Annotated in this window: 13 protein-coding genes; 12 read left to right on the top strand and 1 reads right to left on the bottom strand. The window is 47.7% G+C overall.

Annotated elements, in window-relative coordinates; genetic code table 11:
* The first annotated feature begins 12 nt into the window (after positions 1-12).
* From GUA98_RS08365 to GUA98_RS08315, 11 genes are all read left to right on the top strand, one after another.
* Positions 13-2,817: an alpha-L-rhamnosidase gene (locus tag GUA98_RS08365; protein ID WP_193722699.1), complete on the top strand. Its 2,805-nt coding sequence runs from the start codon at positions 13-15 to the stop codon at positions 2,815-2,817.
* The gene (locus tag GUA98_RS08360) at positions 2,817-4,607 is read left to right on the top strand and encodes an L-fucose isomerase (RefSeq protein ID WP_193722698.1); all 1,791 of its coding nucleotides are present in this window, start codon (positions 2,817-2,819) and stop codon (positions 4,605-4,607) included. The genes GUA98_RS08365 and GUA98_RS08360 overlap by 1 nt, the downstream gene beginning before the upstream one ends.
* Before the next feature lie 248 nt (positions 4,608-4,855).
* Positions 4,856-5,767 (top strand): putative RNA methyltransferase, encoded by a 912-nt coding sequence (locus tag GUA98_RS08355; RefSeq protein ID WP_193722869.1) that lies wholly within the window; start codon positions 4,856-4,858, stop codon positions 5,765-5,767.
* A gap of 354 nt (positions 5,768-6,121) precedes the next feature.
* On the top strand, positions 6,122-6,475 hold the full coding sequence (locus GUA98_RS08350; RefSeq protein ID WP_153978875.1) for a hypothetical protein: 354 nt from the start codon (positions 6,122-6,124) through the stop codon (positions 6,473-6,475).
* A gap of 69 nt (positions 6,476-6,544) precedes the next feature.
* Positions 6,545-7,006, top strand: a complete 462-nt coding sequence (locus GUA98_RS08345) for a GNAT family N-acetyltransferase (protein ID WP_153978874.1) — start codon at positions 6,545-6,547, stop codon at positions 7,004-7,006.
* A 207-nt stretch (positions 7,007-7,213) separates the two neighbouring features.
* On the top strand, positions 7,214-8,014 hold the full coding sequence (locus tag GUA98_RS08340) for a MerR family transcriptional regulator (protein WP_153978873.1): 801 nt from the start codon (positions 7,214-7,216) through the stop codon (positions 8,012-8,014).
* A complete protein-coding gene (locus tag GUA98_RS08335) occupies positions 8,011-8,646 on the top strand; it encodes a GNAT family N-acetyltransferase (protein ID WP_193722697.1) in 636 nt (211 codons plus the stop codon). The genes GUA98_RS08340 and GUA98_RS08335 overlap by 4 nt, the downstream gene beginning before the upstream one ends.
* A gap of 34 nt (positions 8,647-8,680) precedes the next feature.
* Complete coding sequence (locus GUA98_RS08330) at positions 8,681-9,694, top strand: alpha/beta hydrolase family protein (RefSeq protein WP_153978871.1); 1,014 nt, start codon at positions 8,681-8,683, stop codon at positions 9,692-9,694.
* A 75-nt stretch (positions 9,695-9,769) separates the two neighbouring features.
* Positions 9,770-10,717: a helix-turn-helix transcriptional regulator gene (locus tag GUA98_RS08325; protein ID WP_193722696.1), complete on the top strand. Its 948-nt coding sequence runs from the start codon at positions 9,770-9,772 to the stop codon at positions 10,715-10,717.
* A gap of 68 nt (positions 10,718-10,785) precedes the next feature.
* Positions 10,786-11,343: a DinB family protein gene (locus GUA98_RS08320; RefSeq protein ID WP_193722695.1), complete on the top strand. Its 558-nt coding sequence runs from the start codon at positions 10,786-10,788 to the stop codon at positions 11,341-11,343.
* Positions 11,343-11,801 (top strand): EVE domain-containing protein, encoded by a 459-nt coding sequence (locus GUA98_RS08315; RefSeq protein WP_193722694.1) that lies wholly within the window; start codon positions 11,343-11,345, stop codon positions 11,799-11,801. The genes GUA98_RS08320 and GUA98_RS08315 overlap by 1 nt, the downstream gene beginning before the upstream one ends.
* A 16-nt stretch (positions 11,802-11,817) precedes the next feature.
* Here GUA98_RS08315 and GUA98_RS08310 read toward each other — a convergent pair whose 3' ends face one another.
* Positions 11,818-12,663, bottom strand: a complete 846-nt coding sequence (locus tag GUA98_RS08310; protein WP_193722693.1) for an AraC family transcriptional regulator — start codon at positions 12,661-12,663, stop codon at positions 11,818-11,820.
* A gap of 141 nt (positions 12,664-12,804) precedes the next feature.
* On the opposite strand from GUA98_RS08310, the gene GUA98_RS08305 reads away from it, so the two are divergent.
* Complete coding sequence (locus GUA98_RS08305; RefSeq protein ID WP_193722692.1) at positions 12,805-14,748, top strand: glycoside hydrolase family 127 protein; 1,944 nt, start codon at positions 12,805-12,807, stop codon at positions 14,746-14,748.
* The last annotated feature ends 108 nt before the right edge of the window (positions 14,749-14,856 follow it).

The raw sequence follows: 14,856 nt of genomic DNA, 5'->3' as shown, positions 1-14,856 counted from the left end.
AGGAGCAGCGATATGACATCATCGAAGGCAGCCAAACCACAAAATTCAACGAAGGTAATGAAGAAAGTACAGGATTCAAAGGAGATGGGGGAACACAAGGGAATCTTCACCTCAGATCAATGGATTGCCAAGTGGATCACCCGGTCAACATCCCTTCCTCAAGATTGGACTTCGTATCAGGCAGAGGTTGTGATTACCGTGGAAGAAGGAGGCGCGGCCTTTCTTTTCGGTTATCAGGACGAAGATCATCATTGCGGTATAGAACTGAGTGAGGGCGATCCGAATGAAGGAGCTGTACGGCAGATACGGGCATACATTTTTCGGATGGAATCCGGTATGCGCCACACTTTGCAGAAAATCACCCTTCCTGCATCCCAAAAGCAGCCTGAACACATCACACTCAAAGTGACGAAGGAAGGCGGGGAGTGGGAACTCACGCTAAATCAACAGCACACGTCTCGCTGCATGGCAGCGGATTATCAGGGAACGGTGGGTTTTCGCACAACAGGTGGACAGAAGGCTGTTTTCCGCGACTTGAGGCTTACTGGAAAAGATGGACGCATGATGTATTCCAACCGGTTTTATGATCCGAAAACAACTCATTTCACAGCGGGTGCCATTCATCCTTCGGGTAATGGGCTGGTGGTCGAGGGAGATATGCTGTCCATTTGTGAGACTCCGATTTCGGTAGACAGTCCGTTGTTTCGGAAAACGTTTGACATTCCCACGTCCCTACTCCAAGCCAGGCTCCGCATCTATTCGATAGGCTGGTATGAGCTTCGCATTAATGGAGTTCGGGCAGACACCCGAGTTTTGGCACCAGCCAACACACCATACCCACGCAGGATGCTTTATGACACGTACGACGTGACCCATTTGCTTCACGATGGAGAAAATGCACTGGGCGTATGGCTGGGCAACGGGTACCATTTTAACTATTCCCGCTGGGGATGGAAGTGGAACCGGGATAAGGCATTTATCATGCAGTTGGATCTTAGGCTGGAGGACGGCAGCACGTGGACAATCATAACCGACGAATCCTGGTCATCTGCGGCAAGCCCGATTCTTGTCAACGATATCTATGACGGTGAGACTTATGATGCCAGGCAGATGCCTCTAGGTTGGGATGAGTCCAACTTTCTGGAAGACGGAGACTGGTCAATGGCAGTAATCGCTGACCCACCAGTGGGTGAGTTGGAGCCGAATCATCAACCTCCTGTCATACCATCCGACCCGATACAACCTGTTGCCATGTATAACCCGGTACCTGGTGTGAATGTTTATGATTTTGGTCAAAACATGGCAGGCTGGGTCCGTATTCAGGTAACAGGTCAGTCAGGTAGTGAAGTTCGGCTGAGATACAGTGAGCTGGTAGATGAACAAGGCAACATCGACTCTTGGACGAATCGAAACGCCAAAGCGACGGATGTATATATCCTTAACGGGGAAGAAGGGGAGTGCTATGAACCGCGCTTTACATATCATGGATTTCGTTATGTGGAGGTCAGCGGGGAGACAACTCAGCTTTCCATACAGGCTGTTCCGATTCATGCAGATGTAGAGCAGGCAGGTACCTTTGAATGCTCTGATCAGGGCATCAATAGACTATACAGCAACATTCGGTGGTCCTATCTTAATAATTTGGTGAGCATACCAACGGACTGCTGCCAGCGTGATGAGCGCACCCCATGTCTTATGGATTCTGCTGTAGTTGAGGAAGCGGGGATGCACCATTTCAACATGCATCGTTATTACCGTAAGTGGCTTGGAGATATCGAAGACAGCATGTCCAATCCGGATTGGAGCGGAGACAAGGTCTCTCTTCCCTGGCATCTCTATATGTACTATAACGACTTGAATACGTTACGTAAAAGTTATCCATTCATGAAGGACTACATTGACCACCTGCATGAGCGATGGCCTGACCACGAAGTAAAAGATGGCTTTGGAGACTGGTGTCCTCCTAACGACGATGGTTGGGAGAACTACTTTCATGAAGTCGAACTTGTAAATACCAGTATCTATTACAAAATCACTTCCATTGTTGCCGAAACGGCTGCAATTCTGGATATCCATGCAGATCGTGATTATTATAACGAACTGGCCCAGCAGATTAATCATGCCTTCCATCGTCGTTGGTACTCCGGGGAAGGCGTCTACGGCAGTGGTTCCCAGACTGCTCAGCTGATGCCGCTCGCTCTCGGCATGGTGCCAGAAGAACAACGCGTTTTTGCCGTGGACCGTCTAGTGCAAGCTATTGCGGAAAAAGGCGGTCATCTTCACACAGGCATTTATGGCACGAGATATCTGATGGACGTTTTGGCTGATCATGGACATATCGATGTTGCTCTGGAGCTTTTGAACAAGAAGGAGTATCCCGGATTCGGCTATCAAATAGAACGCGGAGCCACCACACTCTGGGAACAATGGAGCGAGAAGGGCGGCATGCATTCCCACGATCATGCAATGTTTGGAGGTATAAGTACTTCCTTTTATACCCGACTAGCAGGCATCAGATCAGACTCCCCTGGTTATGAAAGGATAAGGATTGAACCTGTAATTCCTTCCAAACTGGATGCGGTACGTGCTTCGCTCAGGACAGCATATGGAGCGATCGAAGTAGCCTGGAAAAAGGAACACGGGAGTCTGCATATTCAGACCGTGATTCCTGAAGGTACCGCTGCTACGCTTGTCTTGCCACATGATCTGGTAACAGCAGCTAAGCAGCCTCGTGTTCACGAGTTGAACCCCGGACGACACTCCTTCTCCATTTCCTGTGAACCATTGACTAAAAATACAGTAAAGGAGTCAACGTGATGCTTGAGATGACACATCGCTATGAAGGCGGATTTCCCAAAATCGGTATTCGTCCAATCGTGGATCGCCGCAAGCTAGTAAAGGCTGCGTTGGCGGAAAGTACGCTGGAACTTGCCCGTGAGGCTGCGGCCGAGATCACCTCCGTTCTTCGCAATCCAGATGGCTCGCCAGTGCAAGTTGTCATTTTTGAACCATGCATTTCCGGAATGACCGAAGCTGCTCGCTGCGCTGAGCAATTTCGCAAGGAAGGTGTTGGCGTGCTTGTCACTGTTGCGAGCGGCTGGTGTTATCCGCTTGAAACCATGGAGACCGATCCAACCCTGCCGCACGCGGTCTGGGGCTTTAACGGCACGGAACGACCCGGTGCGGTCTACCTGGCTGCACTCCAAGCGGCACATAATCAGAAAGGGCTGCCCATATTCAAGATCTATGGCAAGCATATACAGGACCAGGATGAACGGAAGCTTCCAGAGGACGTGCGCGATCAGCTGATCCGGTTCGCCCGAGCGGGCATGGCCGCTGCACTGCTGCGAGGCAAATCCTACCTGTCCATCGGCTCCATTTCCATGGGCATCGCAGGCTGTATTGTTGACGAACATTTCTACCAGCGTTATCTGGGGATGCGCAACGCCTACGTCGACATGACCGAAGTCAGCCGTAGGCTGGAGAATCATATCTACGACAAGCAGGAATTACAGTCAGCATTAGCCTGGGCTGTACAGCACTGCAAGGAAGGACCGGATCCCAATCCGGAATCGGTACAGATTGATCCAGAGATCAAAAAGAAAAACTGGGAAATCTCCATTGGCATGACACTGATCGTACGTGATCTGATGATTGGCAACCCAAAACTTGCCGAGATGGGATACGAGGAAGAAGCATATGGTTATAACGCCATTGCATCGGGATTTCAGGGTCAACGTGAGTGGACCGATTACCAGCCCAGTGCAGATGTCTTGGAAGCTATCCTGTGCAGTTCCTTCGACTGGAATGGCATTCGTGAGCCTTACATGGTTGCAACGGAGAATGACAATCTAAACGCAGTCACGATGCTGTTCAATCACTACTTGTCGCATACCGCTCAGATTTTTGCTGATGTGCGTGCATTCTGGAGTCCAGAGGCAGTGAAACGGGTTACTGGCTGGCAGCCTGACGGCTTGGCCGCGGCTGGTTTCATTCACCTGATCAATTCGGGGCCCGCTGCACTCGACGGGACAGGGGAACAGAAACGTGAAGGTAAGCCAGTGATGAAACCACATTGGGAGATTGAGGATCAAGAGGTTCAAGCGTGCCTGGATGCTGTAAGCTGGCGACCAACCTATATGGATCAGTTTGCAGGGGGCGGGTATTCAACCGACTTCACAACGCGAGGTGGCATGCCCGTCACGATGGCACGGATCAACCTGGTTGCGGGCTTGGGACCTGTGCTCCAGCTTGCGGAAGGTTACACCGTGGAGTTGCCGGAAGACGTGCATCGTCAATTGGATCTGCGAACTACGCCAACATGGCCGACCACGTGGTTTGTACCCAAGCGGCTGGCGGGTGACCCCGTCTTTGATGACGTCTATGGTGTGATGGAAGCATGGGGATCGAATCACTGCGCTGTAAGTTACGGGCATATCGGTGCAGATTTAATTACCCTTGCGAGCATGCTTCGTATTCCGGTTAATATGCACAATATTGAAGCAGATCGCATTTTCCGGCCCAGCGCCTGGTCTGCATTTGGAACAAAAGACCTGGAGGGAGCGGACTTCAGAGCTTGTTCCGTGTATGGGCCGCTCTATGGATGAGCAGCATACGCATTGTCTGTACACGTGAAATTGCTAGTAAGTTAAATAAGAGAATGTAATCGTTCCCCACACAAGAGAAACATGGTAGTATTTAAGTGCTTTATAGTTATCATGATAAGGAGCGCTTAAATATGATCATCCAATTCATTCGTTTAAGGTAATGACAGGTACAGCTCACATACCCCGGAATTTTTAGAACAAGAAGCGGGGTTTGTTTGACTGTGCCTTTTTTCGTTAACCTAAAACGAATGAAAGGGTGCTTTTTTGTGTTCAACAAAAGTAAAAAGCAGATGAGTATTGAGAGAATCAGGGAGTCGCAAGAGATGTTTCGTTGCCCGTTATGCAGTAAACCGATGAGCTTGATTCACTTGCAGAGCTTAATCTGCATGAATCAGCATTGTTTCGATATTGCCAAGCAAGGATATATCAATCTATCCTCTCGCTCTACTAAATCTAAGTATGATAGACAAACCTTCGAAACCAGAAGAATAATTAGTCAGAGCGGGCTATTCCATCCCTTGCAGGCGGCCGTAAGTGAAATAATCTTGAGTCAAAACAAGAGCAAAGAACCCATACGTTTACTGGATGCAGGTTGCGGAGAAGGTTCTCATTTGAACAGCATACAAACTACAATAAATCAGAGAAAACGTAACGCTATATTGGCTGTAGGAATGGATATTTCAAAAGAGGGGATCAGTCTTGCAGCAGCGGAATATTCAAATGCCGTGTGGTGTGTTGCAGACATTGCAAACATCCCACTAGCTAACCAGCAATTTAATTTCATCATAAACATGCTATCCCCAGCCAATTATTCCGAGTTTCAGAGATTGCTCACAGATGACGGTTTGGTGATTAAAGTGGTTCCAGAGCAGCATTATCTAAAAGAAATCAGAGATATCCTCTACAAAGGAACAGATAAACAGGTCTATTCCAATACACCTACCATTCGTTATTTTAACGAACGGTTCGATTTAATAGCGGTTGAAGATATTCAATATCAAGTTAGCCTCAGTGAGCACCTCATTCCACCTTTGCTTGGGATGACTCCGTTATCTTGGGGGGCTTCACAAGAGGCCAGAGAACAGATTTTACAGATGGATTTGAGACAAATTACGATGGACTTTAAGATTTTAGTGGGTATGAAACCATCACAGAATTAGTGGTCTGCATTTATGATTAACTAATACCAAAGCCTCCATCAAGGCAGCCGATCAATGGATCGGCTGTTTTTTTGAGCGTTAATCCCAATATGTGGTACTATCATTGAAATAAGAACATCTGAAATGATCAAGGGGATGAGTCTATCAAGCAGCGTGGTGATATGCTCCTTGGCGCCATAGCGCCAGATGCAAACTCCGAAAAAGGGGATACCCATTTTCTGGGAGATCAATTCAAGTATGGCGTCAACAGGCGATGGAAATACGGGCGTTTCATCACTAAATATAAGGAGCGTATAACTGAGCCTTTCATACTGGGCTATTTAACTCATTTGGTAGCGGATGAAGTTTTGGGCTATGAAATCTTACTTTAGCGGTTTTGAAGAACGACTGAAAAAGGAGCCTACACTGTATGATCGCTATCAACATGACTTTCGATTGTGCAATGCGAAGCTGAATGAGATGTTTATTTCTGAAGGACTTTACGAAGCGCTAAATTCAGCAGTGTACATACCAATTATGGATGAACTTGATGAGAAGAATGTATTCGTATTGAAGAAACAGGCGCTGGAGGACTTTAACTATCCAGTAGAACATGTCCAGCAGGAGATGAGTGTTTTTTCGATAGACGAGATCTTGGCATTCATGGAACGCTCCGCCTATCGTGCCTTGGATGTATGTCGATCACAGCTAGGTACAATTCATACTTAAGTGAACCTCTATGCTCTTTTAGACATGCGATAAGCATACTGGCTTTCTTGTGGAAAAGGAGAATAAAAGATGTCCATAACATTTAAGAAATCAACCCTAGAAGATATTGAAACATTGCTTCTTCTTCAAAAAGCAGCGTTTCAAGAGGATTTGGAAAAGTACGAAGACTCTGAAACAAATCCAGCATGTGAAACCTATGGAAAATTGGCTGAAAATATTAGAAAATATCAACACTTTACCATTTTAGAGGGAAAAACAATTATAGGTGCGATTGATGTAAGAGGCAACGATGAGCGCATGCACATTGATAAGGTGTTCATTTCTCCATGTAATCAAAGTAAGGGCGTAGGTACTGCAGCAATTCAATTTGTGGAATCCCAATTTCCGAATACAAAATTATGGACCTTATATACACCGCATTTAAGCTTCCGTAATCATTACTTTTACGAAAAGTTTGGGTACCAAAAGACTAAAGAGGTTCAGCTTGCACAAAAACTGATTTTATTCAAATACGAGAAGCGAACAGAGTAATTCTGAAAAAATAGTAAAAATACTATAAATCGTAATGTGGGGCCATCTTATGATGGTCTTTTTATATTGGAGTAGCAGCTCTATGAAACATCAGGACGTTTGCAATCCGAGGCAGTCTTAGTTCAGGGTATCTCTCATGACTTGACCTTAGGTCTGACCTAAGGTATATGCTTAGTTCGTATTCCACGTATCAGAGGGGGTAAGCACTTGAAAAAGGAAATTACGATCAGCGAGTTAGCGAAACTGATGGGCGTGTCGGTCCATCAAATTCGTTATTTTGAGGAAAAAGGCATATTGATGCCGTCGTATATCGATGACAATCAATATCGCATGTATGGGATGAATGAGATTTACCGCTTGGCGCATATTTTACTTCTTCGTAAAGTTGGGCTGTCGGTAAGAGCCATCCGGGAATGGAGTGAAGAAGGTACCCCGGATGATATGCAGCGATTGCTTGTACAATCGGTTTCCAAGCTGGAAGCTGAAATAGACAGGCTGCGATCGTTAAGCGACTTTATTCGCAAGGTGCTGGACGAGAACGAGCACTACGGACAGGAGGGCACTTCCTTTCAGGTTATTCAACGTGATCAGCTTGTCCTGACTACATGGTTCGAGACGCACATGGAGAGTGAATTGGATGCTCGAATGTTGGTTCAGGAGGGGGATCCGCTGCCAGAGTTATTTGAAGCGGACATTCATTACGTATATGAGGGAGACGACCGTGTAATGCTGTGCACGGAAGTGCATGACGTGAAAGGCGATATCGCTTTTCCAGCAGGTGAATACTTATCTTACCGGTTTACAGTACATGGCGAAGAAGAACTGGAGCAGTACTTCAGTCAATTCCAGGCCTTTGCTGACCGCAGGGGCCTCATACTACATGGTTCACGGATTCTGGCGGAGAAGTCATACCTGTCGCTGTTTACCCAAGAAAGCTTATATTATGAAATGTTTGCACGTATTGAACATATCGGCGGCAATACAGTGGATGGTGACGGAAAGCGATGATCATCCATCCTGTCGTTCAGATGGAGCGAATGAAAGAGGAACATCAAGCTTCAGTCAGCCAACTGTTATTTCAAGGGTTTTGCAGTAAATTTGGTGCAAATTTGAATAACGCACAAATGATGATGTTGTTTGAAACGTGTCTCGCGCTGGATGAACGACAGGGGAAAAGCGAGCGCTTCGTTGCCATGAAGAAAGACGCAGTCCTTGGCAGCTTGAGCCTTCAGTTAAAGGCTCGGTCAGGTGAGCTCCGTTCGAGTATTACAGTAACAGAACTGCTTCCCTTGTGGAAAGGAATTCAAGACGTTGGGTGGCGGAGAGCACTCAGTTTTGTCCTACGATTGGCATGTTTGAGCCATCGTCCGGTACGTGGAGAAATGTATATTGCTGATCTAACCGTCCATCAACGGTTTCGGGGAACAGGAGTAGGCAGAGCGATGCTGGAATGGACCCTTCGCGAAGCATCTACAAGACCGGGAGTCCGATATGCGAGCTTGCATGTGTCAGGTAGTAACCTCGGAGCCAAACGGCTGTATGAGCGAATGGGATTCCGCACGCTTGAAGTACAGCGCAGCTCCCTCATGACATGGTTGTTTGACGAACCGGAATGGAATTACATGATCCATGAAGGATAGTCATTTTTAACGAGGAAGGGATGTAGAAAAAAGCGTGAAGAAAAAATGGGGAACGATGCTCTTGGTTATCCTGCTGCTGATAGGAGGGACGGGTACAATTATTTTATGGCAAAATAGCTTTGATATGGTCCAACGAGCTGTGCAAATAGAAACGCCCCAAGGTCAATTGACGGGGGTGTTAACGCTTCCCGCCAAATACAGTGGCAAAGTGGGTTTAGTATTATTCATTCATGGCGACGGGCCGATCGACGCGACACACAACGACGGCTATAAACCGCTGTGGGAGCGGCTTGCTGGGCTTGGTTATGCTTCACTGTCGCTGGACAAGAGAGGAATCGGCGGATCGGAAGGCAGCTGGCTTGACCAGCGCATGGAAGATCGGGTAGAGGAAGCACGGCAGGCGCTGGCGTGGGCGAGGCAGCAACCGGAAATCGACGCGAGTCGCATAGGCGTATGGGGCGCAAGTCAGGCAGGATGGGTCATTCCCAAGCTGGCTGGCAAAGAACGGCTAGCCTTCAGCATTCTGGTCTCTCCGGCAATCAACTGGCTGTCGCAGGGAGAGTACAACACACGGAGTGAAATGGCTAAGGAAGGGCGCTCCATGAATGAGATTGAGCAACAGGTTAAAGAGAATAACCGTATTAAGAAGCTGCTGATCGCAGGCAGTTCCTATGAAGAATATGTGAGCCTCGCCGGGCAAGAAGATGCCATGTCCAGAGAACGCTGGAGATTCGTGAGCCGCAACTACACTGCCGATGCAACAAACGATATCGCGAATTTTGAGTCCCCTGTCCTGCTACTGCTCGGCGATCAGGATATAAACGTCGACGTGCAGGAAACGGAGAGGGTTTACAGGGAGCATGTATCGCCATCGGAATTATTACGAGTCAAACTCCTGCCAGACACGGAGCACTCCATGCTGTCCGTCTCTACGGCCGAATCACCTTGGCGTGCATTATTGATCAGTTTGTTTGCCCCGCGTAACATTACAGTGAAGGGATATATGGATGAAATTGAGGATTTTCTCCGATCCATTACTCCAAATTAAAGAAAGAATTCTCTGCACGTCTTACTATGATAGAATTAATGCAGTTTGGATGATGGATAAGCGGAGGATAGAAGTATGAATAAAACGGAGCGGCATCTTGCAATTACCCTTGAGTTACAGCGCAGCAAAACGCTAAGGGCAGAAGATCTGGCTTCCCGGTTTGAGACAAGTGTACGAACGATATATCGGGATATGCAAGCACTAAGCGAAGCTGGGGTGCCAATAATAGGAGCACCTGGTCAGGGTTACTCTCTTATGGAAGGATATTTTCTCCCCCCAGTTAGCTTTACAGCCGAAGAAGCCGTAGCCCTGCTCATGGGGGCTGATTTTATCGAACAGAGATTGGATCATACATACGCACATGAAGCCAAGTCGGCTCAACGTAAAATTGAAGCAATTTTACCAGAATCCGTTCGAAATGAATCTACACGAGTTCGGGAAACCATGCGACTCCTTCATGGAAGTGATCCCTTAGCTGGAGAGACGGTTAAAACGTACCTTAAGCAAATACGCAGCGCCATTTTGGAAAAGCAAAAGATTCGTTTTATGTACCGTAAAAAAATGCCGGGGCCAGACGGGAATCGAAGCAATCTCCGGGAGGTTTCTCCATATGGATTATCCCTTTTGCATGAACATTGGGTTTTAATCGCGCACTGCGATATGCGACAAGACATTCGTCATTTCCGACTGTCCCGAATGACGGAACTTCAAGTATTGGAGGATCGCTTCCTTTTACCGGATAATTTTGACCTAAGCAAATATCGGCCGTCTGATGATCGGAATGTACGGGTACTAATCAGGGCTAACCCTGAGATAGCAGACAAGATTATAGAGGGAGTCAACTTCTATATCGAAGCCATAGAAGATCATGTGGACGGTGTGAATTTTCATCTTCGTGTCCGGCATACGGAAGAACTATTGCATCATTTGCTTGGCTGGGGTGGGGATATTCAAGTGATTGAGCCGGAGTCTCTGCGCTTGCGAATTCAAGAAGCTGCGAAAAATATCTTAAAACACTACTGACATACCCCTGTCAGTAGTGTTTTTTTATACTTTGATTATATCTAAGATGAAAAGGGGTTGCTGGAAGAATGAAAAACACACTTCAGGTATTAAAATCTTTTGAAAATGCGGTAGAGAGGTATTTGGCTGAATTGAAACAGCTAAATATGGAGCAATTACACAGAAAGACGGATGAGGAGGAATGGTCCCTAGGACAGATGTATATGCATTTGATTCAATCAGCGCTCTTCATGCACCTGCCTAATATAAAACAATGTTTGGTTCACAGTGTACCATCGGTACATTCGAATAAGGGAAAAACGGAGCTGGGGGAAAGCGTGTTCGAGCAAGAACAATTTCCGGCCACTCGTGTTAAAGTCCCTGCTTCACCGCAATACACTCCGAAGTCACCGGAGAACAAGGAGCAGCTGGTTGAAGGGCTGCATCAAGTCATTGAAGAAATGAGAGACATGGAAGCTGTTTTACGTCCATCGCCAGCAACGGATAAAGTCATTCACCCAAGACTTGGGGCACTGGACGCCCAGGAATGGTTTTTATTGATTGAAATGCATTATAGACATCACTTTTTGCAACTGAATCGTTTGAAGATGGAATTAGGCATTGGGCAGAGAGAAGGGGAAATCTAGTGTCGGTTATAACAAATCAGACAAGCAGATATTGGATTGGCGTTGTTTCTGCTTCTCATGTCCATACAGCCGTAGAAGGCGGATTTGCACAGTTGTGTCATGGCAAGGCAGTATCATTGCGTCTGATGTCCCCAGGTGACTGGCTGATATACTATTCTCCGCGCACAGACATGTCGACAGGGAAGCCGCTCCAGGCATTTACCGCTATCGGCCAGGTGAAGGACAGCCCAGTCTATAAATATCAGATGACGGAATCATTTGTACCCTTCCGCCGGGATATCCGTTATGTTCCGTGTCGGGAAGTAAAGATTGCCTCTCTATTAAACGAACTTAACTTTACACGCGGAAATCGAAATTGGGGATTTACCTTCCGCAAAGGTCATTTTGAAATTGGAGCCGAAGATTTCATGACAATCGCTGCCTCCATGATTGATCATGAAAACTTCCAAACCTGTTAGGGATGAAAGCTCAATTCTATTTTAAGTATTGCTTGCGAAATTGCAGCGGAGAAGAGCCGAATTCCTGTTTGAAGCAGGACGAAAAATACGGGGAATAACGGAAACCCACTTCCTCGGCGACCCGATCAATGGACCAGTCGGTTGTGACCAGGAGGCGTTTGGCCCGCTCCAGCCGAAACTGCTGCAGATAATCGGATGGCGTACATCCGTATCTCGACTTCATGCATCGTACAATATAGTTTGGATGAAAGTGCAGGGCTGACGCGATGGCTTCATTGGTGACTTTCTCCCGATAGTTAGCTTGAAGGTAAGCTACTGTCCGTTCAGCCAAACGGGAAGCCACCGAATCTGTTCGGCCGAAACATTCTTCTTCAAGCAAGCTGAGGAGTTCTCCAAGAAGCTGCTGTTCCTGCCAAAAGGAAAGCGTAGACGGCTGGGTGAGCAGCTGTTCTACCATACCGAACACCGTACGTGAGTCAGTCAAATGCATGTATTTTGGCAATCGCAGCGTGTAAGGGTTAATAAATGGTCTGGTTGTGTAAGGGGATGTATTGTTCTCCACTTCCTCTGCCACTGATGCATCACGCCTTGGTGCATGCTCAAAGTGAACCCAGTAAAAAACGGTATCCTGATCGCAAGGTCGGATCGGATAGTGTTCTCCATCAGGCAGCAGCAGCAGCATGTCTCCCTCGGTTAGTGTCCATTGTGATCCGTTCTCGCCGATGTACATCTCTCCGCGGACAAGGATCAGCAAATCATACGCCCCGATGTTGCTGCGATGGGGATGCTGATCCCCGCTCCTATACTCTGTCAGGCCCGATCCCAAATAATAGGGGAGTGGGGGCATATGAAGTTCAATCATGGTGTCTTCACCCAGAACGTTCGCATCCTTTCGCTTGTGTCATATTTTATAGAAAATGGTTCATTCCATTCCTATTAAGTCGGTTATACCAAGCATATAATTGAGTTCGTAAAGAGTCAATTAATATAGGAGGTACTACTGATGCAGACAACACAGGTTCATATCCGGGACTCATTTTGGGAGGATTATTCCACACTGGTACGTCAAACAGTCATACCCTATCAATGGGAGGCATTGAATGATCGTATCGAAGGAGCGGAACCCAGCTATGCCATTCACAATTTTCGAATTGCTGCCGGTCTGGAACAGGGCGAATTCGGCGGATGGGTGTTTCAGGATAGCGATTTATATAAATGGTTGGAAGCGGTTGCTTATTCACTGCGGAGTTATCCTGATCCCGAATTGGAGAACACCGCAGATGGAGCAATCGACCTCATTGGGCAGGCACAGCGGGGTGACGGATATATCAATACTTATTTTACAATCAAGGAACCGGGCAAAGAGTGGACAAATATGTATGAGGCCCATGAACTGTACTGTGCCGGACACCTGATCGAAGCTGCGGTGGCCTACGCTGACGCAACGGGCAAACGTAAGCTTCTTGACATTGCATGTCGTTTCGCTGACTTAATCGACAAGCTCTTCGGTACGGGAGAGAACCAGAAACGGGCATACTGCGGGCACCAGGAGATTGAACTGGCTCTCGTCAAGTTATATCATGCAACCGGTGAGGAACGTTATTTGAATCTTAGCCAATATTTCATTGATGAGCGGGGCAGCAGCCCGAGTTATTTCATCCAGGAATGGGAACGGGGAGACAGAACAAACATCTGGTCGCAAGGTTCGCCGGACTTGGAAATGTACCAATCCCATCTTCCGGTACGGGAACAGACAGCAGCCGTTGGACACTCCGTACGTGCCGTTTACATGTATACGGCTATGGCCGATCTCGCCCGTTTGACGAAGGATGACAGCTTGCGAGCGGCGTGCGAACGGCTGTGGGCCAATACAACTCGCAAACAGATGTACATTACGGGAGGCATCGGAGCGACACATTTGGGCGAGGCGTTCACTTTCGATTATGATCTGCCGAATGACGCGGTGTACGCGGAAACTTGCGCATCCATCGGACTGATCTTCTGGGCGCGCCGCATGCTTCGTCTGGAGGCGAAGAGTGAGTATGCGGACGTGATGGAACGTGCGCTGTACAACAACGTGCTTGGCAGCATGTCCAAGGACGGCAAACACTTTTTCTATGTCAACCCGCTTGAAGTATGGCCAGAGGCCAGCTTGCGCAATCCGGACAAACATCATGTAAAACCGGTCCGTCAGAAGTGGTTCGGCTGTTCCTGCTGCCCGCCAAACGTCGCTCGCTTGCTCAGCTCGCTGAACGATTATATCTACGATGTCTCTCCAGAAGAGAATGTGGTTCATGTACATTTATACATTGGCAGTACGGTAGAATTCACGTCTGCGGAAGGCCGGGCAGTCAAGCTGAGTCAAGATTCGGAGCTTCCTTGGAACGGAAAAATCAACTTCAACATCTCGCTTGCTCCAGACAGCTCAGAGGGTGCTGCATTTACACTGGCGCTCAGAATTCCAAACTGGTTCCAGAGTGGGCAGCCTGTTTTGCGAGTGAATGGCGAAGAACAGGCATATACATTGAACAATGGTTATGCTCATATCCAAGGAATATGGTCGGAAGGAGATGCATTGGAGTGGTTACTGCCACTTGAAACGCACTTGATTGAAGCTCATCCACAGATTCGAGCTGATGCAGGCAAAGCAGCCATTCAGCGTGGACCACTTGTGTATTGCGTGGAAGAGGCGGATAACGGAGCGCCGCTGGCTTCATTATCCATTGCCGAAGCAGCCAATTTAACAGAGCGCGATGCACCGAATTTACTTGGCGGCTGCGTTGTTGTGGAGGGCGACGGACTGACTGCAGATGGGTCAGCATGGCCAGAGGATCAACTGTACCAACCGATTCGCAAACCTCGCATTCCGGTACGTTTTACCGCCATTCCTTATTATCTGTGGGGGAACCGTGAACCGGGTGAAATGAGCGTCTGGCTGGGCAGTTGAAGCGTGGGTCCTCGAAGCAACTCCATCGTTTGAAGAGGTTGAATGGCAACTGAACATAACGCGTGGTTTCAATATTGGCAGGACAGAAGGTCCCTCGTATATTAACGG

This window comes from Paenibacillus sp. P13VS, assembly GCF_015143645.1.
Lineage (GTDB): Bacteria > Bacillota > Bacilli > Paenibacillales > Paenibacillaceae > Paenibacillus > Paenibacillus xylanilyticus_A.
This window is presented reverse-complemented; position numbering and strand designations above follow the sequence as displayed.